Raw genomic sequence first — 26,728 nt, 5'->3', positions numbered from 1 at the left:
GATGTTTATAAGAGACAGGTCATGTACAACCGCCGCACCGCCGGCAGCCGCCGATCGTCATGCACCACAGCCCACGGCTTCCCCAACACCCCCGCCGTCCGGTGCGCCTCATCCACCACCATCAGATCCCAACGCCCCGCACCGGCCGCATGAGCACGCCCCAGCACCCCCAGACCAGCCGCCGCATACGTGGCGAACACCGTCACCCGGCCCCCACCCGCGAGCCACCCCGCCAACTCACCCGCATCCGTAGTGCACCGCACCCCCACAGCAGGGCGTCCCGCCTGAGGGCGGCGGACCTGGGTCTCGCCCCGTCCATCCGCAACTCGACGCCCGCGGCCTCGGCATGGGCGAAGACGTCCTCCAGGGTCGTCAGCCGCAGTCCCACCCGGTCGGGTACGGCGAACCCGCGGGCCGCGAGGAGCGGACGGACCTGCCGGACGGCCTCGGAGACGGTGGAACGGTCCACGGCGAAGAGTTCGGCGAGGACCGCGTGCGGCAACTGGTGGCGCAAAAGGACCAGGGTGACCAGCAGCCGGTCGGAAAAGACCAGCTTCGGCTTGCGCCCTAGCCCCTTCCGCCCGCCGGCGCGGGCCACCGCGTGCCGCACGCAGCGCGGACTGGCGGGCCACTTCCCACGGTCCGGCGAGTTCGGCGAACAATTCGCCGAAATGTGCGCGGGAGACACCGGACAGGGCAGGATGGGAACAGACCGGTCAGCTTCACAACTCACCCAACCCGTGCGGTCCTTCTCATGTCACGGCCCGACCGGGGCGATCACTATTTCCCCCGAGGTCGTTACCGCCGGCGGTGTCCGCGGTGGTCGGCCGAACGGCATATGCCAAGACACTAGGAGCCGGCCAGCAGGCCCCGCGCGAACTCGTGCGCCGGCTCCTCCAGAGCGCGCCGGAGCTCGAAGAAGAGGTCCGCCGCCGTCGTGCCGGACCATGTGGCCGGGAGGAGGGAGTCGGGCAGCCCCGGGTCGAGGTAGGGGAAGCGTCGCCAGGCCGTCAGGACTCGGACGTAGTCGACGAACGCGTCCCGGGCCGACGTCGTGTTCTTCTCGGCCTCTGCCAGACGTGTGGCCATCGGCGCGAACTTGGCGACGAAGTCGTCGTAGAGTCCCTTGAGTGCTTCCAGGTCCCACCAGCGGCTGACCTGTTCGGCGGGGTCTCCGAAGGCCACGTAGTCGCCCCGGAAGAGGTTGACGTACTGGTCCAGGCCGTGTCGGAGCAGGTGGTCGCGGGTGTCGTCGAGCGCGTGGGCGGGAGCGATCCATACCCCCGACGAGACCGTGCCGAAGCCCAGCCATGCCAGCCGTGACCGGAGCTGGTGGCGGTGCTGCCGCTCGCTCTCCGGCACCGAGAAGACGGCGATGACCCAGCCGTCGTCGGGGGCGGTGTGGCGCTCGAAGATGCGGCGGTCGCCGGTTTCCAGGACGGAGCGGGCATACGGCGAGAGCGCGTAGCCCGCCCTGCCGTCCCGCCGCTCCGACACCAGGATCTCGCGGCGCTTGAGCCGGTGGATCGACGAGCGGACCGCCTGGGCGTCGACGCCGAGTTCGGCGAGCAGCCGTATCAGGGTGCTCACACCGATCCAGCCGCCGACCTCGCGTGCGTAGAGGCCGTAGACGGTCACGATCAGGGATCGCGGTGGTGCCGCCTGGGTCGGGTCGTCGTCGAGGAGGTCGCTCATAGTCACGAATGCAGGATTTTACTGCGCTCGCCCGGCCGCCTCCGCGGACGCCCTTGCAGCCAGCGCCGTGCGCCAGGCGGCCGGCCATGGTGCGCTGCCGCCCGCCTCCTTGTCGGGGACGTGCACGGTGACGTAGCTGCCCCGGGCGGCACGTCGGCGCGGCCCGCCGACGGCGGCCTCCCGCCACACCTCGAAGGCGAACGTCATCGAGGACCGGCCGAGGCGGACGAGCTCGATCCGGGTCCTCACCTCGTCGCCGAACCGGAGGGACGCCTCGAACTCCACCTCGTAGCGCACTCGGGGCGCCACCGGGAAGTAGCCGGGGATACCGTGCTCGCGCATCAGCGCTGCCTCCGCCGCCTCGGCGTACCGCACGACGGTGGTGTTGTGGTAGATCCCCGCGGCGTCGGTGTCCACCCACTCCACACGGGCGTAGTGGACACCGGACAGGTGGAACGGGTCGCTCATCCGGTCGTCCGGCTGGGCGTCCACCGCAGGTGGACGGCGTCCCGGGGGGTGTCGCGCAGCAGCGCCAGGCGCGGGCGGACCGCGTCCGTGCGTGACGTCGGCGGCCTGCGGCGGCCTGCCGCGAACTGAGCCGGCCACTCGGCGCCCGGGCCGCGGTACTCCTGTTCGGCGGCCGCCTGCAGGGTCCATTGCGGGTTGTAGAGGTGGGTACGGCCGAGCGCGCACAGGTCGGCGCGGCCGGCCAGCAGAATCGAGTTGACGTCGTCGTACGACGAGATCGCGCCCACCGCGATCACGGCCACGTCGGCCGGGGCGGCGACCTCGTGCCGGATCCGGTCGGCGAACGGGGTCTGGTAGGAGCGGCCGAAGGCGGGCTTCTCGTCCTTGGTGACCTGACCGGAGGAGACGTCGATCGCCGCCGCCCCGTGCGCGACGAACGCCCGGGCGATCTCGACCGCGTCGTGCTCGGTGTTGCCGTCCGGGGACCAGTCGGTCGCCGAGATACGAACCGTCACCGGGCGCTCGGCCGGGAAGGCGGCGCGGACCGCGTCGAAGACCTCCAGGGGGAAGCGCAGACGGTTCGTCAGTGCGCCGCCGTACTCGTCCGTGCGGTGGTTCGCGACGGCGGAGAGGAAGGAGGACAGCAGGTAGCCGTGGGCGGCGTGCACCTCGAGCAGGTCGAAGCCGGCCTCCGCGGCCCTGCGTGCGGCCGCCGCGAAGTCGGCCACGACCGCGTCCATGTCCTGACGGGTCATCTCGCGCGGCATGTGGCAGCCCGCGCCGTAGGGCAGCGGGGACGGGCCGACGACCGCCCAGTTGCCCTCGTCGAGCGGCTGGTCGATGCCCTCCCACATCACCTTGGTCGAGCCCTTGCGGCCCGCGTGCCCCAACTGGAGCCCGATCTTCGCCGTGCTGCGCTCGTGCACGAAGGAGGTGACCTTCGACCACGCGTCGCGCTGGGCGTCGTTCCACAGGCCCGTGCAGCCCGGGGTGATCCGTGCCTCGGGTGAGACGCAGACCATCTCGGTCATGACCAGGCCCGCGCCGCCGAGGGCCTTGGAGCCCAGGTGGACCAGGTGGAAGTCGTCCGGTACGCCGTTCACCGCCGAGTACATGTCCATCGGGGAGAGGACGATCCGGTTCTTGAGCTCAAGCCCGCCGATCGAGAAGGGCTGGAACATCGCCGGAGTGGCCTCCGTCTCCGGTAGCCCCTGGGATTTGGCGAAGCCCCGCTCGATCAGCTCGGCGAAGCCGGGGTCGCGGTCCCTGAGGTTGTCGAAGGTGATCCGGCGGGAGCGGGTGAGCAGGTTGAAGCAGAACTGTGCGGGGTCCTGGCCGGCGTACCTGCCGATGTTCTCGAACCACTCCAGCGAGGCCTGGGCGGCGCGCTGCGTGGACTCCACCACGGGCCGCCGCTCGGTCTCGTAGGCCGTCAACGCCTCGTCCACGGTGGGGTGTTCGTGCAGGCACGCGGCGAGCGCCAGGGCGTCCTCCATGGCCAGCTTGGTGCCGGAGCCGATCGAGAAGTGCGCCGTGTGGGCGGCGTCGCCGAGGAGGACCACGTTGTGGTGGTGCCAGCCCTCGTTGCGGACCGTGGTGAAGTTGAGCCACTTCGAGTTGTTGGTCAGCAGGGCGTGACCGGCCAGTTCCTCGGCGAAGATCTCACGGATCCGCGCGACGGCCTGCTCGTCGGAGACTCCGGGCGGGAACTCCGTGCCCTCGGTCTCGTCGAAGCCGGCGCGGCGCCACACGTCCTCCGCCATCTCGACGATGAAGGTCGAGCCGGAGTCGGAGTACGGGTAGCCGTGGATCTGCATGGTCCCGAACTCCGTCTGCCTGACGAAGAACTGGAAGGCCTCGAAGATCCGGTCGGTGCCCAGCCACATGTACTTGTTCGCCCGCCGGTCCAGGTCGGGGCCGAACGTGTCGGCGTACTTGGTCCGAACGGCCGAGTTGAGCCCGTCCGCCGCGACCACGAGGTCGTGGGACTCGCGCAGCTCGTCGACGTCCGGTGCGGTGGTCCGGTAGTGCACCGTGACGCCCAGTTCTGCGGCCCGCTCCTGGAGGATGCGCAGCAGGTCCTTGCGGGACATGGCCGCGAAGCCCTGGCCGCCCACGGTGAACGGGTGGCCGTTGAACTCGATGTCGATGTCGGTCCACCGGGCGAAACGGTTCTCCATCGCGTCGTGGACGACGGTGTCGGCGTTCTCGATGCCCCCGAGGGTCTCGTCGGAGAAGACGACACCGAAGCCGAAGGTGTCGTCGGGGGCATTGCGCTCCCAGACGGTGATCTCGTGGGCGGGGTCCAGCTGCTTCATCAGAGCGGCGAAGTAGAGCCCGCCCGGGCCGCCGCCGACGATCGCGATCCTCATGCGTTGTTCTCCTCGTTCGCCTTCTCGATCAACTGGCGCAGCAGGTAGTGCTGCAGCTTCCCGCTGGTGTTGCGGGGCAGGGCGTCGGTGAAGCGGACCGCGCGCGGGTACTTGTACGGCGCCAGCTGGGTCTTGACGTAGTCCTGGATGTCCTTGGCCTTGGCGTCGTCACCGGTGACTCCCTCGCGCAGCACGACGAAGGCGCACACGACCGAACCGCGCTCGGGGTCGGGCTTGGCGACCACCGCGGACTCGACGACGTCCGGGTGCGTGTCGACCGCGGCTTCGACCTCGGGGCCTCCGATGTTGTATCCGGAGGAGACGATCATGTTGTCCGTGCGGGTGCGGTAGTAGAAGTAGCCGTCCTCGTCGCGGACGTAGGTGTCGCCCGTGACGTTCCAGCCGCCCACGACGTAGTTCTCCTGGCGCCGGTCGTCGAGGTAGCGGCAGCCGACCGGGCCGATCACGGCCAGCCGCCCCTCGGCGCCGGGACCGAGTTCCTCGCCGTCGGGGCCGAGGACGGTGGCGCGGTAGCCGGGGACCGGTCTTCCGGTCGCTCCGGGGCGGATGTCGTCACCGGCGGCGGAGATGAAGATGTGGATCATCTCGGTGGCCCCGATGCCGTCGATGACCTTGAGCCCCGTCTCGGCGTGCAGTTGCTTCCACACCTCGTCGGGTATGTGTTCCCCGGCGCTGACCGCGATGCGCAGGCCGCGCAACCGGTCGGCCTTGTCCGCCTTGAGGATCTGCTTGTACGCCGTCGGCGCGGTGGCGAGGACGGTGACCCCCGTCCCCGCGACGAGGTCGGCGAGGGGCTCCGGCGCGACGGCCTCGGTCAGCAGCGCGCACGCGCCGGCGCGCAGGGCACACACGACGAGGATGCCGAGGCCGAAGGTGAACGCGAACGGCGCGGTGCACGACACGAGGTCGTCGTGCCGCACCCGGAGCGTGTGCCGGCCGAAGGTGTTGTCGATGGACAGGATGTCGCGATGGAAGTGGGTGGTGATCTTCGATACGCCGGTGCTGCCCGAGGTGGGTCCGAAGAGGGCCACGTCGTCGGCCGCCGTGTCGACCGCGATGAACTCCGTCGGCTTCACCGCCGCCCGGCGCGTCAGGTCGTCGGGTGCGTCGCCGCCGTACGCCACGATCGTGAGGTCCGGCGCAACGGTGTCGCGTACGGCCTCGACGTCCTGCGTGAACCGGTGGTCGACCAGCGCGACGGCCGGGCGGGTCTTCTCCGCGATCGGGGTGAGCTCGCGGGCGCGCAGTGCCGCCATGGTCGTCACGACGACGCCGCCGGCCTTGAGCACGCCGAGCCAGGCCGCGACGGTCCACGGGTTGTTCGGGGAGCGCAGGAGCACCCGGTTGCCGGGTGTCAGGCCGAGGTCGTCGGTGAGCACATGGGCGATCTGGTTGGCGCGACAGCGCAGTTCGCCGTAGGTCCACACCTCGCCCTCCGGCGTGCGCAGGGCGGGGCGGTCGGGGCCGAAGGTGTCGGTGGGCAGGTCGATGATCTCGGTGGCGGCGTTGAGGCGCTCGGGGTACTGGAGTTCGTCCGTGGTGAACTCCAGTACCGGCCACAGATGGCGTGGCGGGAGATGGTCGCGGGCGAACGTGTCCGGGTAGGCGGAGGGCGCGAGGTCCATCGGCGTTCCTTTCTGCCGGGGTTCCGTGCACAGGGTGCGGAGGGAGGGAAGGGGATCGGAAAGGCGTCTGCCTGGTCCGTCCTGTGCACCGGGTGCGGGCCGTGCAGAGGGATGGAGTTCAGGAGGCGGCGCGGATCAGGCCTTCCTGGACGACGGTGGCCAGATGGACTCCGCCGGCGGTGAAGAACCGCCCGGCGGCGAGACCGCGGCCGGACTCGGCGGCGACGGCCTCCTGGGCGTACAGGAGCCAGCCGTCCAGCGGGCCGGGCCGGTGGAACCACATCGCGTGGTCGAGGCTGGCGGTGACGAGTCCCGGCCGGGCCCAGGCCAGGCCGAGCACCCGCAGGACGGGTTCGAGGATCGTGTAGTCGCAGACGTAGGCGAGCGCGGCGAGGTCGCGCTGGGCGTCGGTCAGCCCGTCGACGGACCCCAGTTTCCCGAACGGCCTTACCCACACGGCCTGTTGGGGTGATCGCTCGCCCTCGACAGTGAGGTAGACGGGGCCGGGGACGTGCCGCATGTCGAAGCTGCGGCCGCCGCTCCAGTACTCCCGCGACGCGTCCGTCATCGTGCCCCGAGGCGCCTCGGAAGCCGTGCCTGAGAGGTACGAGGCCGAGCTGGGCAGCTCCTCGGGGGCCGGGACACCCGCGGGCGGCTCGGCACTGTATGTCGCCGAACCGGGCTCGCCCGCCGCGAAGTTGGCGAGACAGACGTAGACCGGCTTGCCGTTCTGGAAGCCGCGGACCTGCCGGGTGGCGTAGCCGCGGCCGTCGCGCAGCAGCTCCACCTCGTAGCGGACCTCGGCGCCGATGTCGACCGGCCGCAGGAAGTAGGAGTGTGTCGAGTGCAGCGTCTTGCCCTCGACCGACCTCATGGCGGCGGCCGCGGCCTGGGCGACCATGTCGCCTCCGTACGCCTTTGGCCAGGGGCAGGGCTGGGTGGTCGCGGTGAAGGCGCGGTCGTAGTGCTCGGGCTCGGCGGGCTTCAGCGTGACCGCGGCGGCGAAGAGCGCGGACGTCGGCTCCGTCCCGGCCGTCACCGGTTCAGCCAGTCGCGCAGGTCGGCGTCCGCGACGTCGGCCAGGTTGACGACGATGTTCTCCGGCGTCCGGGCGGTCATCCAGGTCAGGGGCTTGGAACGGGAGAGGTTGCACTCGATGTGCGGCATGAACGGCGGCACGAAGACCCAGTCGCCCTCCGCCATGTCGACGTAGTCCTCGAACTTCTCGCCGAAGTAGATGCGCGCCCGGCCCGACAGGACGTAACCGCCGGTCTCCGCCTCGCCGTGGTGGTGGGTCACCGAGCGGTAGCCGGGCTCGTTGCGCACCTTTCCGAACCACAGCCTGGTGGCCGGGGTGTGCTGGACGGAGACGCCGGAGACGCGGCTCGCGCCGGCGGACTGGCCGGTGGCGCCGACTTCGAGGCCGCCGCGGGTCACGACCGGGACGACCAGGCCGGACGGATCGGCGTACATCGAGTTGTCGCCCTCCAGTACGTACTTGGAGAGATCGGGTTCCATGCTCAGCTCCTGGGGTCGGCGAGGCGGAAGCGGTTGCGGAGGGTGCCGATGCCGGGGATCTCGGTCTCGACGAGATCGCCGTCGGCGAGAAAGACCGGCTGGGTCATGCCCATCCCCACGCCACCGGGAGTGCCGGTCAGGACGACGTCGCCGGGGCGCAGGGTGGTGAAGGCGGAGACGTAGGCGAGCAGATCCGCCGCGTCGAACACGAGGGTGCGGGTGTTGCCGCGCTGGCGTTCGGCTCCGTTGACGCGGCAGATCACCTCGACGCCCGCGACCGGGTCGAGTTCGTCGGGGGTGACGACCAGCGGGCCGAGCGGGGTGGTCCGGTCCCAGGCCTTGCCCTGGAACCACTGCAGGGTGCGCCGCTGCCAGTCCCGCACGCTGACGTCGTTGGCGACGGTGTAGCCCGCGATGGAGCGTTCGGCCAGGTCCCGGTCCGCGCCGCTGAGTTCGGCGCCGACGACGACCGCGAGTTCCGCTTCCCAGTCCACGTCGAGGCCCTTGGGGAGGACCAGGTCGTCCTCGGGGCCCGTCAGCGTGTCGGCGTACTTGGCGAAGAGCGTGGGGTGGTCCGGCAGCTCACGGCCCATCTCGGTGATGTGGTCGGCGTAGTTGAGGCCACAGCACACGACCTTGCGCGGTGACGGCAGCGGCAGCACCGGTACGGCGCCGGGCAGCCTGGCCCCGGCGAGGCCCGCGAAGCGGTCGGGCGCCGTGGTGGCCAGCAGCGTGGAGAGGTCGTCGGCCGGCAGGGCCCGCCAGTGGTCGCCGTCGAGGACGGCGGCCGTACGACGGCCGCCATGGGCCACGGTGGCGAGCTTCATCGGAGTTCTCCCGGTGGCTTCGGAGCAGCTTTGTAGCGAGATTTTCACGATCGTCGAAAACAGTCAATAGATGAGCTACGCTTACGGCACCCAGCCGTCCCAGGAGGTACGCGCACATGACTCCGATCCCGGTGAACCCGCCCTCGCTCCCCGTACCGAAGGGCTACTCACACGGCACGCTGAGCGGCAACACGCTCCATCTGGGCGGACAGACCGCGCTCGACAAGGACATGCGGATCGTCCCCGGCGGCATCGTCGAGCAGTTCCGACGGGCGTTCGACAACGTCCTCACCACGCTGCGCGCCGCCGGCGGGATCCCCGAGGACCTGGTGAGCATCACGCTCTTCCTCACCGACGTCCCCGACTATCAGGCCCACGGCAAGGAGATCGGGAAGGTCTGGCGCGAACTCGCGGGCCCGGTCTACCCGGCGATGGCCGGCATCGGCACGACCGCCCTCTGGCAGCCGGAGGCGATGATCGAGATCCTCGGCGTCGCGGTGATCCCGGACGAGCGGCTGATCCGCCCGGAAGGCTGAGAAAACCGACGTCAGAGGCCGGTCAGACGAGCATAAGCGGCCGGAGACCGGGGGGCCGCCCTGCTCGCCACGAAGTTCAGGAAGCGCCGAGCGGCGCGGCCGCTCGGGCCGTACTGGCGTGCCACCGCGCCATGGGGCCGGAACCAGGGCGACTCCCATTCCGGCGTACAACAGCGCACGGAGCGTGGAGAGCTCGGTCACCTCGTTCTTGATCCTTGGGGTGAGGTCGGCCTCCCGGAACAACCGGTCCATGACGTGCCGCAGCCCGTATCCGACCTTGAGCCGCCACCAGTGGCTCGTCGGTGAAGTCGGCGGCGGCCATTCGGCCGCGCCCTCAACTGCGTGGACCGGCCGCTTGCCACGGCGGCGCGCACGGCGGAACTGGGCGGCGCGGTCGGCACCCTCCTGCGCACCCACCTGCCGGCCGACGAACGGGTCCTCGTCCAGGGCTCCGGCGGCATCTCCCATGCCGCGCCCTCGCTGATTCCCGGTGCCCGGGAACTGACCGAGAGGCGAAGGCAGGAGCTGATCACGGACAACCTGGCCCGTGCGGCCGAGGCGATCGACCCGGAGCGGGCCGCCTTCCTGGCCACGCTCGCCGGCGACGACTGGCAGACGCTGGCCGGGATGATAGCCGCCGACCTGGCCCCCGTCGGCACTGTCAACTTTGACTGGGCGTCAAGTTGACAGTGCCTCTCTGACAGGTACGAGCCGTCAGGCAGCTCTTCGCGGACCGGCAGCACCTGGTGGGAACGGATGCGCCACAGCAGGTCCGCACCGCCGGCCGAGGCCGCCCGCCACAGCTCCAGGCCGGTGAAGCCGCGGTCGGCCAGCATCAGATCGTCCTCGCCCAGGTGACCGAACAGCTCGCGGGCCAGCACGGGTTCAGACGTGGTGCATGGGCCGAGAGCCGCCGTGGTGATGGCGTGCGTGCCGCACTCGGCCAGCGCGACCACCCGCACCTGCGGATACGCGCGGGCGTACTCCAGGAGGGAGTTGATGATGTCGACGGCCACCTTTGAGGTGCGGATCGCGCTCTCCTTCCACTCCTTGCGCAGCTGCGCGAGCGGACGGGTCTTCCGCTTGGGCGGACGGGTCTTGCGGGCAGCCATCTGGTTCAGCTTGGCGCGGGCCCGTTCGGAGACCACAGGCAGGAACTTCAGCTCGCCGTCGTCGTCGACGGCGGTGACGTACTCGTGCTCCAGGTCCTCGATGCAGGCGGCGATCTGGTCGCTGCGCCGAGCGGTCCAGCGGATCAGCTCGTGCGGCACCCCGGCAATCTCCATCACGGGCCGGCGGCGCAACAAGCTGACTCCGGAACTGCAGGACTTGGTGAGCAATCAGGGTTACGCAGTGCGGTCAGGTGGCCGCGCTGCGAAGCCGTGTGCATTTCACGTATCGACCGTGATAGATCCGACCTATTTTTGCGGTGTTGACCTGATCGTGGGGCAGTGACGAGGAGAAGATTTCTGGTTTCTGTCCTTAGCTCTGGACAAGACGGGAGGGCGTACCCCTTAATACATCCGATGTCCGAGAAGATGTGGCGTGAGCGGACACGAGCCGCCGTTCCCCCCGCCGTCCGGGCTGAGTCACGGACAAACGACTGTCGACACGCCCTGTGTCCTTCGCCCCCTTCTGGAGCCGCACATGACCTCCGCTCCCCTCAGCAGGCGCTCCCTCATCAAGGCCGCCGCCCTCGCCGGCGGCACCGTGGCCTTCGGACTGCCGCAGGCCCTGTGGCCCACCGCCGCCGAGGCGTACTCGGTCCCCTCGAAGATGGACTGGTGGTACCAGGCCCGGTTCGGGATGTTCATCCACTTCGGGTCCTACTCCTACCTCGGCCACGGCGAGTGGGCCTTCAGCTCCGAGAACTGGTCCAAGGCCAACTACTAGACCCAGGTGTCCGCGAACTTCAACCCCACCGCGTTCAACGCGGCGACCATCGCCCAACTGGCGGCGGACGCCGGCATGAAGTACCTGGTCATCACTGCCAAACACCATGAAGGCTTCGCCATGTGGGACTCCAACGTCCCCGGCTTCACCGACACCACCGGCACGAAGCTGTACAACCTGCACGACTACGCCGGTGTCCAGGGTGATCTGCTGGCGGCGCTCAAGACCGAGTGCGAGGCACGAGGCGTCAAGTTCGGGCTCTACTACTCGATCCTGGACTGGAACCACCCCTCCCAGACCATCCGAAGCGGCGGTGTCACCACGATGGCCTCGCAGGCCGCCCGCACGGGTTATATCGCGGACATGAAAGCCCAACTGCAGGAGCTGCTGGACCGCTACGACCCGGCGCTCCTGTGGTTCGACGGCGACTGGTTCGGCGAACCCTCCAGCCCCACCCTCGAGGACTGGTGGCTGCGGTCGGACGGTGTCGACCTCTACAACTGGCTGATCTCCCGCAAGCCCGGACTCGTCGTCAACGAACGCGTCAAGCGGGACCTCGGCCTGGGCGACTACACGGTCACGGAGTTCGGTGTCCCCAACGCGCCGCTGGAGCGCCAGTGGGAGAGATGCGACACCATGAACGGCGCCTGGGGCTACCAGTCGGGCCGGGAGAACTCCTACCGCCCCGTCAAGGACTTCGTCCAGGAGCTCGTCACCTGCGTCTCCCGCGACGGCAACTTCCTGCTGAACATCGGCCCCAAGGGCGACGGCTCCGTCACCGCCGGATCCGTGACCATCCTGCGCGGCCTGGCCTCCTGGATGGCGACGTACGGCGACAGCGTGCACGCAGCCACGGCAAGCCCCTTCACCACCGACCCCACCTGGGGAAGGGCCACCAAGAAGGACGGCAAGCTGTTCGCCCACGTCTTCACCTGGCCCACGGGCGGCGTTCTGCAGATCCCGGCGATCACCAACACCATCAGCCGCGTCTACCTGATGAACAACCCCTCGGCCTCACTCACCTACACCGTCAGCGGCGGCCAGATCAGCGTCACCGTGCCGGCTACCGCCCCGGACGCCAATGACTCCGTGGTCTGCCTCGAGGTCAGCGGCACCCCCACGGCCGCCGTCGCAGCCCGGGTGACCGTGTTCCAGGACGTGAGCTACACCTCGGCCAGCGCCGCCCTGACGCTGGGCAGCTACACCGCCTCCCAGCTGTCGGCCGCAGGAGTCGGCTCCGCGACCATCTCCTCCCTGAGAGTGCCCCAGGGCTACCGGATGACGGGCTACTCCGGCGACAACTTCACCGGCACGGCCTGGACGTTCACCGCGGACAATCCCGACCTGCGGGTGACCGGCAACAACGACGCCATCGTCTCACTGCAGGTCACCTTCAATCCGGCCACGTACTTCCGCCTGATCAACGTCACCGACGGTCTGGCCCTGGACAGCGGCGGCAACGTCGCCAGCGGCTCGAACCTCAAGCAGTGGACCCCGGTCGACAGCCCCAACCTCCAGTGGCAGGCCGTAGACCTCGGCGACGGCTACTACAGACTGGTCAACCGCGCCAACGGCATGGTCGCCGACGGCTGGGGCTCAACCAGCAACGGCGCTCCAGCCCAGCAAGCAGCCTGGAACGGCGGCCCCCACCAGCAGTGGAAGATAACCGACCGCGGCAACGGCCAGTACTCGATCGCCAACCGCACCACCGGACTCGCCCTCGACGGCGGCGGACAGGTCCCCTCCGGATCCGTGACCAAACAGTGGACCTGGGTGACCAGCAACAACCTGCTGTGGACATTCCAGCCCACCTCCTGACCACCCGCCATCGCCGCGCCGCCCGAACCTCTCCTTCGACCACAGGCCACGACATGCCTCCTGCGCGGCCACTGCGCGCCGGGGGCCCTCCGGCCCGCAGTCTCCACGAAGGCACGTCCCCACGCGGAAGAGCCGCACCTCCCCACCCAGCAAAGAAGGACCGCACATGCACACCTCCCGGAGATTCTCCGCCAGACTCACGGCCACGGCATCCGCCGCCTGTCTGGCCGCCGCCGGACTCGCGCTCGTCCCGGCGGCAGACGCCTCGGCCGCGGGCGCGCCGCAGGGCGGCCACGTCTACGCGCTGACGGCGGCCAACAGCGGCAAGAACGCCGCCGTGCTGGGCGACTCCCTGGCCAACGCAGCGGCGGTCGTGCAGAAGACCGCCTCCGGCGGCCCCGGCCAGCTGTGGGAGGCGGTCGACCACGGCGACGGCACCTTCTCGCTGGTCAACATCAACAGCGGCAAGTGCATGGACGTCCAGAGCGGCTCCACGGCCGCGGGGGCCGCGATCATCCAGTGGCCCTGCTCCGGCTCCACCAACCAGAACTGGACCTTCAGCGGTTCGGCGATCGTCTCCGCCCGCAGCGGCCTGTGCCTGGACGTCTCCGACGGCTCCACCGCGGAGGACCACGCGATTATCCAGTGGACCTGCAAGAACACGACCAACCAGCAGTGGAGCCTGACCGAGCGTGTGCGTTCGGCGACCTGGGGCCCGAGCATGGTCAGCGGCGGCCAGACCTTCACCTCGCAGACCATCCGGATGGTCGTCCACAACAACACCTCCGGCGCGGGGCTGCGCATCCGGCTGTCCAACCTGCGCAGCACGACCGCCCTCTCGGTCGGTGCCGTCACGGTGGCGGTCCAGTCCAGCGGCGCCACCGCGGTCGCGGGCACCACACACACCGTCACCTTCGGCCGCTCCGCCACGCCCACCATCCCCGCCGGGCAGGAACTGACCAGCGACGTCATACCGATGCCGGTCACCGCGGAGCAGAACCTGCTGGTGAGCGTCTACCTCCCGGGCACCACCGGCGCCTCCACCTACCACTTCGACGCCCACCAGACCTCGTACCTGTCCGCCTCGGGCACCGGCAACCACGCCACCGAGGAGGCCGCGACGAACTTCACCGCCACCACGAACCACTGGTTCTACGTCGCCGGACTCGACGTCGTGTCACCCACGGCCAGGGGAACCGTCGTGGCCATCGGCGACTCCATCACCGACGGCTCCAGCTCCACCAACAACGCCAACCAGCGCTGGCCCGACTACCTCGCCCGGCGGCTGCAAGGCGAGTCCGGCGGCCAGCGCCTCGGCGTGGCCGATGCCGGCATCGGCGGCAACCGCGTGGTCCACGACGGCCCGTCCGCGCAGCAGGGTATCGCGGCCGTCACCCGGTTCTCCCACGACGTCCTGACCCAGCCGGGCGTGAAGGACGTCATCCTGCTGGAGGGCATCAACGACATCAACAACACCACCACCCCCACCACCGCGGACCAGATCATCGCCGGCTACCAGACCATGATTGACCAGGCGCACACGGCCGGTGTCCGAATAATCGGCGGGACGATCCTGCCGGCCTCGCAGACCGCCGACAAGGCCGCCATCCGCGCCCAGGTCAACGACTGGATCCGCACCAGCGGCGCGTTCGACGCGGTGATCGACTTCGACGCGGCGCTCCGGGACCCGGCCAACCCGGCGCAGCTGCTCCCCGCCTACGACGGCGGCGACCATGTGCACCCCAACAGCGCGGGAATGCAGGCCATGGCCAACACGGTGAACCTCGCGCTGCTCACCTCCTGAGCGGCGCCCACCTCCCGGACGGCGTAGTTCCGTCCGGCGCCCCCTCTCCGCGTACGGGGCACCGGACGGAACGGCCCGTTGCCCGTAAAGAACATGGCGGACAGCGGCGGCCGCCGCTATCGCGGCCGCCGTTATGGCGATCGCAACCCCGGCCGCGAACGCCGCCGGAACGACGCTCGTCCTGGATGCCCAGGAGAACTACTACCTCCCCACCGAGGACGCGGGCCCGAACCTGGACCTCGGCATCACCGCCTCGGGCGGGGACGCCTATCCGGACGTGACGGTTTCCCGTCATCCAGCTCTCCGTGATCGGGGCGTGAATGATCCGGCCGACTGCGCGTCGTGGATGCGGTCATGGCAGGCGTCGCAGGCCGTGACGGTCATGCCGCACCAATCCAGCATGACCCGCGCCCAGTCGGACGGCGGCTGTCTGGCTTTGAAGGCGGCGTAGGCTTTCCTCACGGCGGAACTCGACCGGTTACCAAGACGCTCGTAGCGTTCATCGGCGAGTTCAAGAAGGTGTTCGGGGTCGAGCCGAACTGCCGCTGGCTATCCAACTCCGCGGAATGGGTGGACCGGATTAACCTCCAGCGTCTGCATTCTGCGATCGGTGCCATTCGGCTTGTTCAACAAGGGATCAACTGCTGCGCTCAACACCAGCCCCCAACCGACAGTTGGACTTAACCTGTAGGACATCCACTGATCCCGGAGCGGTTCAGCTCGTGCAGGTGGGTGGCCGCCCGCGAGGCGATTTGCCACCCAGCTGATCACTCAACGAATGGTTACCAGCGAGTCTGGTGAGCAATTCCCGGCCGCTCGAGCCCTTCTGATGGTTATACGTGTCGATGTGATCGTTACGTTGTCGGCCCCCCATATCCAACTCGGTGTCAGCCTTGCTAGATTTACACCCGCGTCTCCGAAGCGAAGGCGGGCAGATCCCGCAGCGTCACGGAGGCAGGAATCCCCCTGTGCCTTCACCAAGGCCTTCTTCGGGTGCCCGGAAACCGTTGCGGCTGAGTTCCGCTGCTTGTAGCCACGTCTCAGGCCAATGCCTTTCGGCACCCGACCTCCCCCCAGCAACTGGAAAGCATGTAAGTGATGAGATCCCTTCAGCGTTTCGGCCCCCCGTTGGCCGTCTCTGCCATGACGCTCGTGCTGAGCACGCCCGGACTGGCCGCCGCCGACGAGGTGACCGGCGCCAAGGACACCACGTACTACATCTCGCTCGGCGACTCCCTGGCCTCCGGCTACCAGCCGGACGTCGACAAGGACACCGATGTCGCCTACACCGACCAGCTCTACGCGCAGCTCAAGCAGCGCACCCCCGGGCTGAAGCACATACGCCTCGGCTGCACCGCTGAGACCACCGAGTCCCTGATCAACGGCGGAAAGTGCGACTACCCGCACGCCAAGTCCCAACTGGACGCCGCCCTGCAGGCCATGGCCAAGGACCACGGAAAGGTCGCCTACGTCACCCTCAGCGTGGGCGCCAACGACATCCTCCTCAACTGCGTCAGCCCGGCCGGCACCCTCGACGGGGCATGCCTGAACAGCAAGAGCCAGGCCATGGCGAAGAACCTGGCCCAGATCGCGGGCACGCTCCGCAAGGCCGGCACGGACAACACGCAGTTCGTGGGCTCGACGTACCACAACCCGTTCCTGGGGGCCTGGCTGCAGGGCGCCGCGGGGCAGCAGGCCGCCAAGGAGTCGGCACCCCTGGTCAAGGCCGCCAACACGGGGATCGCCCAGGTGTACAAGTCCACCGGCTTCAAGGTGGCGGACGTGGCCGGGGCCTTCTCCTCGGACGACTTCACCACCCAGGTGAACGTGCCCGGCGCGGGCGAGGTGCCCGCGAACGTGGCCAAGATCTGTCAGCTGACCTGGGCGTGCACGAAGACGGACCCCCACCCCAACGCCGACGGCCACAAGGTGATCGCGGGCGCCTTCGCGGCGATGCTCGCCGAGAGCGACGCGCCCGCTGGGGGCGCGTCCCCCACGCCCAGCGAGTCGGGCACACCCGGTGGGGGCGCGTCCCCGACGCCCAGCCAGTCGGGCACACCCGCGCCCGGCAAGGACACGGGGGCGAACGACCCGACCACGAACGGAGATCTCGCCGAGACCGGCGCGTCGAGCAGTACTCCCGTCCTCGCGGGTGCCGGTCTCGCGGTCGTGGTGGCCGGAGCCGCGGCGGTCTACTTCGCGCGCAGGCGCCGTACGGGCGAGGAGAGCTGACGGTCAGTCAGTAGATCGGACTTGCGCAACAGGCCGCTCGCGGTGTCGCGGGCGGCCTGCTCGGCTCGGCAAGGGACAGCCGGGGTGCAGACCCCGGCCACCCGGGGGGACCGAATCCTGTCGTGACCCGGGCCGGACAACCGGCCATGCCCCCATCAACTGCTCAAACCAAAAGACCCCTTTAGCTTTCAATCAATGTCCGCTTACACTCACCGGCGCCAGCCGCCCCGGTGGACGTTGCCTGGCCCAGCCGCCGTACGAGACGCGCGGGCCCCCTGCGTTGAACGGAGAGGATTCGCATGTCCGAAGCAGCCGCAGCAGTTCTGGCCCGGTTCAGTGAACAGGTGCTGGGTCTACCCCTGCCCGTGGGCATCCGCCTCTGGGACGGCAGCACGGCCGGTCCCAAGGACGGGCCGGCCTTCGTCCTGCGCGACCGCGAAGCCCTGCGGCGTCTGCTGTGGCGGCCCGGCGAGCTGGGGCTCGCCCGCGCCTGGGTGGCCGGAGACCTCGAAGTCGACGGTGACCTGTACGAGCTGCTGAAGCGAATCTCGACGCTGCTGTGGGAACGGGACGAGCCCGGCAGCCGCACGGCGGCGCTCCGCGGAGCGCTGAGCGTGCTGACCACACCCGGCAGCCTGCGTACGGTGAGCCGGACGCTCGGCCTCGCGGGGATCGGGCGCCCGCCGGCACCGCCCGCCGAAGAGGTGGTGCGCCATCGCGGTCCCGCGCACAGCCTGCGCCGTGACAAGGCGGCCATCAGTCACCACTACGACGTGGGCAACGACTTCTACGCCCTGGTGCTGGGTCCCTCGCTCGTCTACTCCTGTGCCTACTGGCAGGGCGACCCGTCCTCCGGCTCCGGCGACACTCTGGAGAAGGCCCAGGAGGCCAAACTGGACCTGGTCTGCCGCAAGCTCGCCCTGCGCGAGGGGCAGCGGCTGCTGGACGTGGGCTGCGGCTGGGGCTCGCTGGCCATGCACGCGGCCGAACGCTACGGCGTACAGGTCGTGGGGGTCACCATCTCGGGCGAGCAGGCGGCATTGGCTCGCGAGCGTGTCGCTGCGGCGGGGCTTGAGCACCTGGTGGAGATCAGGGTGCAGGACTACCGGCAGATCGACGACCCCACCTTCAACGCGATCTCCTCGATCGGCATGGCCGAGCACGTGGGCGGGAAGCGGTACCGCGCGTACGCGGACATCCTGCACCAACTGCTGAAGCCCGGCGGACGGCTGCTCAACCACCAGATATCGCGGCGCCCTGTGCGGGACGAAGGGGAGTACCGAATGGACCCCTTCATCGACCGGTACGTCTTCCCCGACGGCGAGCTGGCTCCCGTCGGCTCCACCGTGTCGCTGCTGGAGGAAGCGGGCTTCGAGGTGCGCGACGTCGAGTCCCTGCGCGAGCACTATGCCCTCACGCTACGTGAGTGGGTGACCAACCTCGAAGCGCACTGGGACGAGGCGGTCAAGCTGACCTCGCCCGGGCGGGCGCGGGTGTGGCGCCTGTATATGGCGGCCTCGGCGGTCGGGTTCGAGAACAACACGATGGGCGTCAACCAGGTGCTGGCGGTCAGGACCGACGGTGACGGCCGGTCCGGCATGCCGTTGCGCAGGGACTTCCTGGGGACCTCGGCCTCGGGGCTCGCCTGACGCGGTGTCGGTCCGGTGCCGTCGGTGGGTGGGACACGCCGCAGCCTCCCTGACGTTCCTGCCTGCTGACACCGTCCTGCTCAACGGCCATGTCTGGACCGCGGACGCCCGCGACCGGATCCAGAAGTCCGTCGCGATTCGCGCGGGCCGATCGTCTGTGTCGGCACCGACGCGGACGCCCGCCGGTACGTCGGTGAGCAGACGGAGGGGCGTTGTCACGTTGTTGGCTGTGACTGCCTGACGGCGCGTGGGGGCAGGGTGGCTTGGAAGCCGGGCCTGTGCTCAGGCCGCGGTGGCAAAGCCGGCGACGCCGGTGAAATGCTCCCAGATGGCGAAGCGGACGGTCATCTCGGCTCGGTAGTCGTGGGCGGGCATCAGATGGCGGCGGGGCCGGAAGTCGGGCGGAGCCAAGTGGCAGCTCAGTGCCCCTGTCGGTGGGGCGGGGTGGGAGCCGGAGAGGCTGGATGTCGAGCGCGCGAATGAACCCCGAGCCGTTCAGCTGTGACGGGTCACACCGGAACCGTCAGCGTCGCGGTGTACCCCTGCTCGACGGTGCCGGTGACTTTCGCGAGCTGCTGGTTGTAGCCGTCGCTGAAGACCATGTCCGACTCCAGGGAGAGCTCGCTGAGATTCCTCACGCTCTCGCTGTAGCCGTCGGTGGCGTACACCCTCTCGCTCACGTCCTTCGGCAGCGCGAGCTGCGAGGTGTTCGTGATGGACCTGGCCGCGGTGGCGTCGGCCAGGCTGTCGTAGACCTCGAAGTGGACGTGCGGCCAGCGGCCCGGGTAGCAGCCGGGGAAGATGCTCTTGAACGTGACCTGTCCCTTGCCGTCCGCCTCCTGGACGCCGCGCAGGTAGTTCTCGTCCGTCACGCCGTCGTTGTACAGGGAGTACCTGCCCTCCCGGTCGCATTGCCAGATGTAGACGGCGGCGCCCTTCTTGGGGGTGCCGCAGCCGGAGGCGGCGTCCACCACTGTGAGCGTGACCGTCAGGGGCACGCCCTCGGCGGTACCCCCCGCGGAGTCGCCGAAGCTCTGCGTGATGTCGCTGCGGACGACACCGCTCTCCCTCAGGACGTTGACGCCGTTGGAACCGTCGCCGGGGAAGGGGCCTTCGGTCTCCTTGGGGACCGTCTCGCACTGAACGGGCGACGACACGGACGACGGGGAGAGCGACGGGGACGAGGACGCCGTGGTCTCCTCCTCGGAAGTGCAGCCCACCAGCGGCACCAGGCTCACCCCCGCCAGCAGCCGTACCATCCGGCGACGGGCGAGAAGGGGAAGATCGTAGGAGAGGCCCCGGTCGTGCTCGTGCACTTCTTCCTCGTGGTTTACGGTCATGACAAGACGGTATGGACCGGTTGCTGTAGGCCACCAGGCATCTGGCCTGTCGGTCCCCTACCGATCGACTGTCACCTGCCTGTCACTGCCCGGACCCGTCTGTCGGTGACCAGGCGGGTGACGGTCTTGTAGTGATGGCCGAGTGCCTTCGCGATGACGGGGGCCGGGGCCTGGAGGACGAGCTGACGGATCGCGGAGGTCCTGCGCACTGCGGAGGGACGCCGATCTGACGCAGATGGACTTGGGGGTTGAGGAACATTGGAACGAAAACCGGCGCTAAGCCTCCCGTGCACCTGAGAGCGCTTTGACCTGGACTTCTTCGAGGGCAGAGCCTTCAGCAGTCGTGTTGATCATTGACTGTGTGGAGGTCCGGGGTGCCGGTCGAGTTTCTGACGGATGCACAAGCCGCCACGTACGCGGCGTACGACGGGGCGCCGTCCCGTACGGAGTTGGAGCGGTTCTTCTTTCTGGACGACGCGGACCGGGAGCTGATCGAGGGCAAGCGGCGGTCCCACAACCGGCTGGGCTTCGCGGCCCAGCTCACGACCGCGCGCTATCTCGGGGTGTTCCTGGGCGACCCGACCGACGTTCCGCCGGAGGTCGTCGACTACCTCGCCGAGCAGCTCGGCATCGCGGACGCCTCGGCACTGAAGGCGTACGGGGAACGGGAGAACACCCGGCTGGCCCACGTCCGTGAGCTGCGGAAGGTCCTGGAGTACACGGAGTTCGCCGAGGCGGAAGCCGAGTTGCGGGTGTGGGTGGACGCGCGGGCGTGGACGACCGGGGAGGGCCCGAAGGCGTTGTTCGACGCGGCGGTGGGGTGGCTGCGTGGGCGGCGGGTGCTGCTGCCCGGCGTGACGACGCTCGCCCGGCTGGTGGCCTCGGTGCGGGAGGCGGCGAACCAGCGGCTGTGGGACAGCCTCTACGGGCTGCTGAGCACCGGTCAGCGGGCGGTGCTCGATTCCCTGCTGACCGTGCCGCCGGGGGCGCGGGTGTCGGAGCTGGACCGGCTGCGGCGCGGCCCGGTGCGGATCTCGGGGCCGCAGATGAAGTGGGCGCTTGAGCGGGCGGCGGAGATGGACGCGTTCGGTATGGGCGAGCTGGACGTGTCGGGGATACCGCCGCGGCGGCTGGCGGAGTTGTCGCGGTACGGCGTGGACGGCAAGGCGTCCACGCTGCGGCGTCACGGCGACTCGCGGCGCCTGGCCACGCTGCTGGCCACTGCGGTCTACCTGACGAGCAGGGCGGTCGACGACGCGCTGGACCTGCTGGAGGTGCTGGTCGCGACGAAGCTGCTCGCGCGGGCGGAGCGGGAGACGGCGAAGCAGAAGCTGAAGACGCTGCCGAGGATGGAGCGGGCCGGGATCAGGCTGGCGACCGCGTTCCGGGTCGTGTTCGACACCACGAGCGAGCAGGTCGACACCGAGTCCGGGGAGATCAGTCCGCCGGAGGTGGCGACCTTGACGGCGATGTGGGAGCGGATCGAGGAGGTGGTGCCGCGCGAGGAGCTGGCCGCCGCGATCGCCGCGTTGTTCGAGCTGGCGCCGCCGATCGACTCGGACGCGGACGAGGCATGGCGGACGATGCTGGTCACCCGGTTCCCCACCGTACGGCCGTTCCTGGCGCTCCTCGTCCAGGTCGTCGACTTCGGCGCCACCCCGGAGGGCCTGCCGGTCCTCACGGCGCTGAAGTCGCTGCCCGACCTGATGGGGCGCAAGAAGGTCGGACCCGAAGAGATCGACACGTCCCTGCTGGTGGGCTCGTGGCGGCGCCTCGTGCTGAACGCGCCGCATATGGAGGCGGGCACGGTGGACTGGAAGGCGTACGTGTTCTGCGTGCTGGAGTCCTTCCACCGGCTGTTGCGCCGACGGGAGGTGTTCGCGAAGAACTCCTCGAAGTGGGGCGACCCGCGGGCGAAGCTGCTGGACGGCGAGGCGTGGGAGCAGGTCCGCCCGACCGTGCTGGCCTCCCTGAACCTGCCCGGCGAGGCGGGTGAGCACCTGGCGGCGCGGGCCGCGCTGCTGGACGGCACGTACCGGGAGGTCGCCGGGCGGGTGCCGGCGAACTCCCAGATCGTGTTCGACGACGACGGCCGCCTGCACTTCGCCGCCCTTCAGCCGGAGTCCGAACCCGCCTCGCTCCTGGACCTGCGGAAGGCAGTGGAGGCGATGATGCCCCGCGTCGACCTGCCGGAGGTCCTGCTGGAGGTGTTCTCGTGGACCGGCGCCGACCAGGCGTTCACCTCGATCACCGGCGGTGAGGCCCGGCTCAAAGACCTGCACGTGACGGTCGCCGCGCTGCTGGTCGCGCACGGCTGCAACGTCGGCTACACGCCGGTCATCGGCGGGATCGACGAGCTGAAGTACGGCAGGTTGTCCCACGTCGACCAGACGTATCTGCGGCTGGCCACCTACCGGGCCGCGAACGCCACCCTCATCGAGCACCAGGCGTCCATCGGCCTCGCGCAGGTGTGGGGCGGCGGGCTGGTCGCCTCCGTGGACGGCATGCGGTTCGTCGTACCCGTCCCCTCGGTTTACGCCCGCCCCAATCCCAAGTACTTCGGGCGCCGGGGCGGCGCCACCTGGCTCAACATGATCAACGACCAGGCGGCGGGGCTCGGCGGGAAGGTGGTGGCCGGCACCCCGCGCGACTCCCTGTACGTGCTCGATGTCCTCTACGACCGGGACGGCGGCAAGCGCCCGGAGACGATCGTCACCGACACCGCCTCGTACAGCGACATCGTCTTTGGACTCCTCACGCTCGCCGGGTTCGCGTAGGCGCCGCAGCTGGCGGACCTGCCGGACCAGAAGATGTGGCGCATCGACCGCACCGCCGACTACGGCGCCTTCCAGGAAGCGGCGCGCGGCCGGGTCGACCTCGCCCGGATCGAGCGGCAGTGGGAGGACATCCTGCGGATCATCGGCTCCCTCCACACCGGCGCGGTGCGCGCGTACGACGTGATCCGGATGCTGTCGAGGGACGGGCGGCCGACCCCGCTGGGGGACGCGATCGCGCACTACGGGCGGATCGCCAAGTCCCTGCACATCCTGCGGCTGGCCGACGAGCCCGGCTACCGCCGCCAGATCAAGGCGCAGGCCAACCTCCAGGAGGGCCGCCACGCACTCGCCCGGAAGATCTTCCACGGCCGCTCCGGGCAGCTCTACCAGCGCTACCAGGACGGCATGGAGGACCAGCTCGGCGCGCTCGGCCTGGTCCTCAACGCCGTCGTCCTCTTCAACACCAGGTACATGGACGCCGCGGTGAACCAGCTGCGGGCGGACGGGTTCGACCTCCGCGACGAGGACGTCGCCCGCCTCTCCCCGTTCGTACGGCAGCACATCAACATGCTGGGCCGGTACTCCTTCCAGCTTCCCGAGTTGCCCGGCGGACTGCGGCCCCTGCGCGACAAGCACGCCACCGACGACGAGTGAGCGCGCCCGGCCGGGGAAAGTCCCACCGGTCCTTCCCTGGTCCTGGCTCGTTGACCAGCACAGACGACACGATGAACAGGGTGTCGGTGAGAGCAGGGAGAGGGAGATGACGGTAGCGGTCGCCCCGGAGGTCCGGGCCGCGCAGCGGCGGATCGTCAGCACGATCAACGCGTCCGGGAGGCTGAACGCCGACGGGCTGGCCCTGTGGCGGGAGGTCAACTGCGGCGAGTGGAAGGCCACCGCGGCCGACATCAGCCGGGACCTGGACCTGCTCCAGGTCCCACACACCATCGTGACGGCCTTCCGCTTCCCGCTCGCCACCTCCTATAGCAAGGCCATGCGCGAGGGCGAGGAGGTCCGCATCCTGCGCAAGGACCTGGCCCACCTGGTGCCGTGGATGCCCTCGATGGAGCAGACCGCCGCCGACATCCCCGAGGACGCCCCGCACTGGGACTTCATGGTGTTCCAGCCCCGGGCCGACGGCATGGTCATCGCCAAGCTGGCGCTGTCGGCGGAGTGGCCCGCCTGGTCGAAGAAGCAGGCCCGCGCCGCCCGGCTGGTCTGCGCGGAGTGCGACTACGACCTGCGCGAGTTCAAGGACGAGACCCGGATGCCGTTCGACGTCCGCCTGCCCGAGCGGCCTAAGGCTCGGCGGCTGGTGTGCGGGCAGTGCTGCAACGACGGCGTGGACGAGATGGAGCGCCTGGCCGCGCTCGCTGGAGAGCCGTCGTGACGGCCGTCGAGGGCCGCCCGTAGTTTCCAGACCAAAAACAACGGTAAGCAGTTGATCTAGACGCCCAAGATCAAGTGCTTAGCGTTAATGGCTGTCCCGATGGTCCCCACGGCCGTAGACGGACAGGGCGATCTGAACGACCGCGCCAGCAACGATGAGGCCGAGGACGGCCCAGCGCAGCAACCATGGCCGGGTGCCCTTCTCAGCGGTCGGTGTCATGCCGGTCTCCTTGGTTCAGTTCGGATCCGGGAAGGGCCCGGTTGATCATCATTTGACGGTACGAGCGCACCCGTACCGATCACGCCAGGTCGCGCCGAACGGTCCTGGCGGAGGGCGAGTGCTCCTGCGATTCCAGCCGAGAGGGTGGCCGGCGTCAGTTGGGGCGACAGCACTGCGCTCCTTTCCCGGCCACCATGACGACACTTACATTCATTCGAGAATGCATGTAGCTTGCCGATGACGATACCGTTCGACGCACAGGCAGGTGGGGAAGCAGTGAAGGTTCATATCCCGGCGGACGCCGCCGCTGAGTTCCAGCGCCGTCATGACGCCGTCATCAGGGCCATCCGCGATGCCGGCCGGGCGCAGATCGTGCTGACCAGCACCGAGGCGATCTTCTACTTGACCGGGGCGACGGTCGAACCCCTGGAACGGCCGTTCTTCCTCGTCGTCGACGCTACGACCGGCGCCCGGGTGCTGTTGGTCCCCGACCTGGAACGCACACACGTCGCGAAAGCGTGGGGCACCGGCGCGCAGGAGATCCGTTCCTACCGCGAGTTCCCCGCCCCTGACGGTGACGGCTGGCTCGACGCCCTCGAGCCGCTGCTGGCCGCCGGGTTCGCGTACGAGCCGAGCTGCCCGGCGTACATCGCCGACGCCTTGCAGGCGCGCGGCGGCAGCCGCGCCGACCTGCTGCGCTCTGTCCGGCTGGCCAAGTCCGACTACGAGGTACGGCAGATCGCCGTCGCCGCCGACTACGCCCGCCGCGGCGTCGTGAAACTGCTCGCCGGCACCTACCCCGGCAGCACGGTGATCGAGGGCTACACCACCTCCAACACGATCACCCGTGCGATCGTCGGCGAGCAGGACCGGTTCGACCCGCTGGCCACGAAGGTCACCGTCGCGGCGTGGCCGGCACCAATCAGCGCCGAGCCGCACTCGGTACCGCCGCTCGACATGACACTCGACGCCGGCCCGCACGTGGTCATGGCGCTGACCCGGGTCAACGGCTACGCCGCCGAATGCGAACGCACCTTCTTCACCCATGCCCCGACCAGCACCGAAGCCGACCTGTTCGCCGCCATGCTCAGCGCCCGCGCCCTGGCCTACTCGATGATCCGACCCGGCGTGCGCGGCTGCGAGATCGACGAAGCCGTCCACCAGCACCTGCGCGAGCGCGGCATCAGCGACCATCAGCGGCTGCACCGCACCGGCCACGGGTTCGGCCTCAGCGCCCACGAACCGCCGTGGCTCGCCCTCGGCAGCGACGACGTGCTCGCCGCCAACCTGCTGATCTCCATCGAACCCGGCATCTACCTCGAAGGCGTTGGCGGCTACCGCCACTCCGACACCGTGCTCGTGACCGAGACCGGCTACCGCAGCCTCACCCCGACCCCCGACGATCTGCGCTCGCTCACCCGCAGCAAGAGCACCGCGATCCAGCGGACCAAGGGCCGGCTCATCCGCCGTGTCGCCGGCGTCCGGAACTGACCGGTGTCGCCTCTGCTGCTGGCCCAGGCCGGCTACACCGCGGCCGGCCTGGCCTACAACGTGATCAGCCTCCTCGAAGCCCGCCGCGGACGCCCGCCGCTGACCCGCGGCCCCGCCGCCCTCAACGCCGGCATCTTTGTGCTCTACGCCGCCACCCTGGTGCTGGGTGCGTTCGGCTTCACGACCGGCTATCGGATCGCGATGGCAGTCTTCGCCGTTCTGCTCGGCTACGGCGGCGTCGTCGTTCATCTGCGCCGCGGGCCGACGGACTTCTACCGCAGCAAAGCCGCCTGGGCCTGCGCCATTGCCATCAACAGCATCGGCTTCGCGCTCAACCTGACCGGACTGGTCACCGGACCGTGACCGGCTTCCGCCGACACTCAGATACATTCACCGGCGAAGGCCGGTGACCGCCGCGCAGACAGGCAGAACCATGCACCCCACCGCGAGCAGCCGGCGCAGCCAAGCAGACAGGCGCGCCCAAACCCGCGCCGCCCTGATCACGGCGGCGGTGTCCTGCATCAACACCAGCGGCGCCGCCGCCGTCAGCACCCAGCAGATCGCCGCGGCCGCCAACCTGACGCGCGGCGCGGTCCAGCACCACTTCGGCACACCCGAAGCGCTGTACCTGGCCGTCATCGACCACGGATGGACCACGCTGGTCGACGCCCACCGCCGAGCACCCGGACCGGAAGTGCCGCTGACCGACCGGCTCTCCACATGGGCCGCCATCATGCACGACGCCTACCGGCAGGACACCACCCGCGCCGCCTACGAACTCCTCGTTGCCCACCGCAGCAACCCGGCCTTCCTCGACAGCCAGCTGCCCATCCTCAAGACCGCCGAACAGACCCTCGACGACCTCTGGACCACCGCCCTGGCCGACACCGGCCACCACACCGCCACCCTCATCAAGCTGCGCACGCTCGTCCGATCCTGCATTCTCGGCACCATCGTGCGCCAAGCCGTCGACCCCACCGACCACACCGCCACCGTCGACGACCTCCACCAACTGATGCTGACCCAGATAACCGGCCAGAGCTGAACCGAAAAGAG

19 protein-coding genes and 5 pseudogenes are annotated in these 26,728 nt (G+C 69.5%); 11 read left to right on the top strand and 13 right to left on the bottom strand.

What is annotated here, in order from left to right; all coding sequences use genetic code 11:
• Positions 1-202: 202 nt before the first annotated feature.
• The 8 genes from G6048_RS24380 to G6048_RS24345 form a co-directional block, all read right to left on the bottom strand.
• On the bottom strand, positions 203-610 hold the full coding sequence (locus G6048_RS24380) for a transposase family protein (protein ID WP_206342066.1): 408 nt from the start codon (positions 608-610) through the stop codon (positions 203-205).
• 239 nt (positions 611-849) lie between these two features.
• Positions 850-1,695 carry a PaaX family transcriptional regulator gene (locus tag G6048_RS24375; RefSeq protein WP_165341722.1) on the bottom strand — a complete coding sequence of 282 codons (846 nt, stop codon included), beginning with the start codon at positions 1,693-1,695 and terminating at the stop codon, positions 850-852.
• An 18-nt stretch (positions 1,696-1,713) separates the two neighbouring features.
• Positions 1,714-2,163 (bottom strand): acyl-CoA thioesterase, encoded by a 450-nt coding sequence (locus G6048_RS24370; protein WP_165341719.1) that lies wholly within the window; start codon positions 2,161-2,163, stop codon positions 1,714-1,716.
• Positions 2,160-4,535 carry a bifunctional salicylyl-CoA 5-hydroxylase/oxidoreductase gene (locus G6048_RS24365; RefSeq protein ID WP_165341718.1) on the bottom strand — a complete coding sequence of 792 codons (2,376 nt, stop codon included), beginning with the start codon at positions 4,533-4,535 and terminating at the stop codon, positions 2,160-2,162. The genes G6048_RS24370 and G6048_RS24365 overlap by 4 nt, the downstream gene beginning before the upstream one ends.
• Complete coding sequence (locus tag G6048_RS24360; RefSeq protein WP_165341717.1) at positions 4,532-6,181, bottom strand: AMP-binding protein; 1,650 nt, start codon at positions 6,179-6,181, stop codon at positions 4,532-4,534. Before G6048_RS24360 ends, G6048_RS24365 begins: the two co-directional genes overlap by 4 nt.
• Positions 6,182-6,299: 118 nt before the next feature.
• Entirely contained in the window at positions 6,300-7,220 is a 921-nt protein-coding gene (locus G6048_RS24355; protein WP_165341716.1) for an acyl-CoA thioesterase, read from the bottom strand.
• On the bottom strand, positions 7,217-7,699 hold the full coding sequence (locus G6048_RS24350; protein WP_165341715.1) for a cupin domain-containing protein: 483 nt from the start codon (positions 7,697-7,699) through the stop codon (positions 7,217-7,219). The genes G6048_RS24355 and G6048_RS24350 overlap by 4 nt, the downstream gene beginning before the upstream one ends.
• Before the next feature lie 2 nt (positions 7,700-7,701).
• Positions 7,702-8,526, bottom strand: coding sequence for a fumarylacetoacetate hydrolase family protein (locus tag G6048_RS24345; RefSeq protein ID WP_165341714.1), 825 nt, complete (start codon positions 8,524-8,526; stop codon positions 7,702-7,704).
• A gap of 116 nt (positions 8,527-8,642) precedes the next feature.
• Here G6048_RS24345 and G6048_RS24340 point away from each other — a divergent pair, with 116 nt between their 5' ends.
• A complete protein-coding gene (locus G6048_RS24340; protein WP_165341713.1) occupies positions 8,643-9,062 on the top strand; it encodes a RidA family protein in 420 nt (139 codons plus the stop codon).
• 192 nt (positions 9,063-9,254) lie between these two features.
• On the opposite strand, the pseudogene G6048_RS49815 reads toward G6048_RS24340, so the two are convergent.
• Both G6048_RS49815 and G6048_RS24320 read right to left on the bottom strand, forming a co-directional pair.
• Positions 9,255-9,314: pseudogene (locus G6048_RS49815) on the bottom strand (hypothetical protein); the annotation flags it as partial.
• Positions 9,315-10,105: 791 nt separating this feature from the next.
• Positions 10,106-10,366, bottom strand: a pseudogene (locus G6048_RS24320) (relaxase domain-containing protein); the annotation flags it as partial.
• Between the two features lie 343 nt (positions 10,367-10,709).
• Here G6048_RS24320 and G6048_RS24315 point away from each other — a divergent pair.
• From G6048_RS24315 to G6048_RS24295, 5 genes and pseudogenes are all read left to right on the top strand, one after another.
• Positions 10,710-12,773, top strand: a pseudogene (locus tag G6048_RS24315) (alpha-L-fucosidase).
• A 166-nt stretch (positions 12,774-12,939) separates the two neighbouring features.
• Positions 12,940-14,577 carry a GDSL-type esterase/lipase family protein gene (locus G6048_RS24310; protein WP_165341711.1) on the top strand — a complete coding sequence of 546 codons (1,638 nt, stop codon included), beginning with the start codon at positions 12,940-12,942 and terminating at the stop codon, positions 14,575-14,577.
• Positions 14,578-14,710: 133 nt separating this feature from the next.
• A complete protein-coding gene (locus tag G6048_RS24305; RefSeq protein WP_165341696.1) occupies positions 14,711-15,028 on the top strand; it encodes a hypothetical protein in 318 nt (105 codons plus the stop codon).
• A gap of 692 nt (positions 15,029-15,720) precedes the next feature.
• Positions 15,721-16,809: an SGNH/GDSL hydrolase family protein gene (locus tag G6048_RS24300; RefSeq protein ID WP_165341710.1), complete on the top strand. Its 1,089-nt coding sequence runs from the start codon at positions 15,721-15,723 to the stop codon at positions 16,807-16,809.
• A gap of 299 nt (positions 16,810-17,108) precedes the next feature.
• Positions 17,109-18,458 carry a class I SAM-dependent methyltransferase gene (locus G6048_RS24295; protein WP_165341709.1) on the top strand — a complete coding sequence of 450 codons (1,350 nt, stop codon included), beginning with the start codon at positions 17,109-17,111 and terminating at the stop codon, positions 18,456-18,458.
• A gap of 282 nt (positions 18,459-18,740) precedes the next feature.
• Here G6048_RS24295 and G6048_RS24290 read toward each other — a convergent pair.
• Positions 18,741-18,860, bottom strand: a pseudogene (locus G6048_RS24290) (IS6 family transposase); the annotation flags it as partial.
• A 107-nt stretch (positions 18,861-18,967) separates the two neighbouring features.
• Positions 18,968-19,798 (bottom strand): intradiol ring-cleavage dioxygenase, encoded by an 831-nt coding sequence (locus G6048_RS24285; protein ID WP_206342064.1) that lies wholly within the window; start codon positions 19,796-19,798, stop codon positions 18,968-18,970.
• Between the two features lie 374 nt (positions 19,799-20,172).
• Between G6048_RS24285 and G6048_RS24280 the strand changes: the two are divergent.
• Together G6048_RS24280 and G6048_RS24275 are read left to right on the top strand one after the other, a co-directional pair.
• Positions 20,173-23,229, top strand: a pseudogene (locus tag G6048_RS24280) (Tn3 family transposase).
• Positions 23,230-23,335: 106 nt separating this feature from the next.
• Complete coding sequence (locus G6048_RS24275) at positions 23,336-23,962, top strand: hypothetical protein (RefSeq protein ID WP_165341708.1); 627 nt, start codon at positions 23,336-23,338, stop codon at positions 23,960-23,962.
• 84 nt (positions 23,963-24,046) lie between these two features.
• Here the strand turns inward: G6048_RS24275 and G6048_RS51030 are convergent, their stop codons facing one another.
• Positions 24,047-24,181 (bottom strand): hypothetical protein, encoded by a 135-nt coding sequence (locus tag G6048_RS51030; protein WP_268979005.1) that lies wholly within the window; start codon positions 24,179-24,181, stop codon positions 24,047-24,049.
• Positions 24,182-24,418: 237 nt separating this feature from the next.
• Here G6048_RS51030 and G6048_RS24270 point away from each other — a divergent pair, with 237 nt between their 5' ends.
• The 3 genes from G6048_RS24270 to G6048_RS51025 all read left to right on the top strand — a co-directional run bounded on the left by G6048_RS24270 (position 24,419) and on the right by G6048_RS51025 (position 26,717).
• Positions 24,419-25,672: a M24 family metallopeptidase gene (locus G6048_RS24270; RefSeq protein ID WP_165341707.1), complete on the top strand. Its 1,254-nt coding sequence runs from the start codon at positions 24,419-24,421 to the stop codon at positions 25,670-25,672.
• Positions 25,673-25,675: 3 nt separating this feature from the next.
• Complete coding sequence (locus G6048_RS24265) at positions 25,676-26,035, top strand: hypothetical protein (protein ID WP_165341706.1); 360 nt, start codon at positions 25,676-25,678, stop codon at positions 26,033-26,035.
• Positions 26,036-26,105: 70 nt separating this feature from the next.
• Positions 26,106-26,717, top strand: a complete 612-nt coding sequence (locus G6048_RS51025; protein WP_165341705.1) for a TetR/AcrR family transcriptional regulator — start codon at positions 26,106-26,108, stop codon at positions 26,715-26,717.
• Positions 26,718-26,728: the final 11 nt, after the last annotated feature.

The sequence above is a fragment of the Streptomyces ureilyticus genome (assembly GCF_011045025.1).
Taxonomy (GTDB): domain Bacteria; phylum Actinomycetota; class Actinomycetes; order Streptomycetales; family Streptomycetaceae; genus Streptomyces; species Streptomyces ureilyticus.
This window is presented reverse-complemented; position numbering and strand designations above follow the sequence as displayed.

Excerpts from the sequence above, each read along its gene's own strand:
- G6048_RS24375 (WP_165341722.1), bottom strand. The coding sequence starts at position 1,695 with ATGAGCGACCTCCTCGACGACGACCCGACCCAGGCGGCACCACCGCGA.
- G6048_RS24370 (WP_165341719.1), bottom strand. The coding sequence starts at position 2,163 with ATGAGCGACCCGTTCCACCTGTCCGGTGTCCACTACGCCCGTGTGGAG.
- G6048_RS24365 (WP_165341718.1), bottom strand. The coding sequence starts at position 4,535 with ATGAGGATCGCGATCGTCGGCGGCGGCCCGGGCGGGCTCTACTTCGCC.
- G6048_RS24360 (WP_165341717.1), bottom strand. The coding sequence starts at position 6,181 with ATGGACCTCGCGCCCTCCGCCTACCCGGACACGTTCGCCCGCGACCAT.
- G6048_RS24350 (WP_165341715.1), bottom strand. The coding sequence starts at position 7,699 with ATGGAACCCGATCTCTCCAAGTACGTACTGGAGGGCGACAACTCGATG.
- G6048_RS24345 (WP_165341714.1), bottom strand. The coding sequence starts at position 8,526 with ATGAAGCTCGCCACCGTGGCCCATGGCGGCCGTCGTACGGCCGCCGTC.
- G6048_RS24340 (WP_165341713.1), top strand. The coding sequence starts at position 8,643 with ATGACTCCGATCCCGGTGAACCCGCCCTCGCTCCCCGTACCGAAGGGC.
- G6048_RS24310 (WP_165341711.1), top strand. The coding sequence starts at position 12,940 with ATGCACACCTCCCGGAGATTCTCCGCCAGACTCACGGCCACGGCATCC.
- G6048_RS24305 (WP_165341696.1), top strand. The coding sequence starts at position 14,711 with ATGGCGATCGCAACCCCGGCCGCGAACGCCGCCGGAACGACGCTCGTC.
- G6048_RS24300 (WP_165341710.1), top strand. The coding sequence starts at position 15,721 with ATGACGCTCGTGCTGAGCACGCCCGGACTGGCCGCCGCCGACGAGGTG.
- G6048_RS24295 (WP_165341709.1), top strand. The coding sequence starts at position 17,109 with ATGTCCGAAGCAGCCGCAGCAGTTCTGGCCCGGTTCAGTGAACAGGTG.
- G6048_RS24285 (WP_206342064.1), bottom strand. The coding sequence starts at position 19,798 with ATGACCGTAAACCACGAGGAAGAAGTGCACGAGCACGACCGGGGCCTC.
- G6048_RS24275 (WP_165341708.1), top strand. The coding sequence starts at position 23,336 with ATGACGGTAGCGGTCGCCCCGGAGGTCCGGGCCGCGCAGCGGCGGATC.
- G6048_RS51030 (WP_268979005.1), bottom strand. The coding sequence starts at position 24,181 with ATGACACCGACCGCTGAGAAGGGCACCCGGCCATGGTTGCTGCGCTGG.
- G6048_RS24270 (WP_165341707.1), top strand. The coding sequence starts at position 24,419 with ATGACGATACCGTTCGACGCACAGGCAGGTGGGGAAGCAGTGAAGGTT.
- G6048_RS51025 (WP_165341705.1), top strand. The coding sequence starts at position 26,106 with ATGCACCCCACCGCGAGCAGCCGGCGCAGCCAAGCAGACAGGCGCGCC.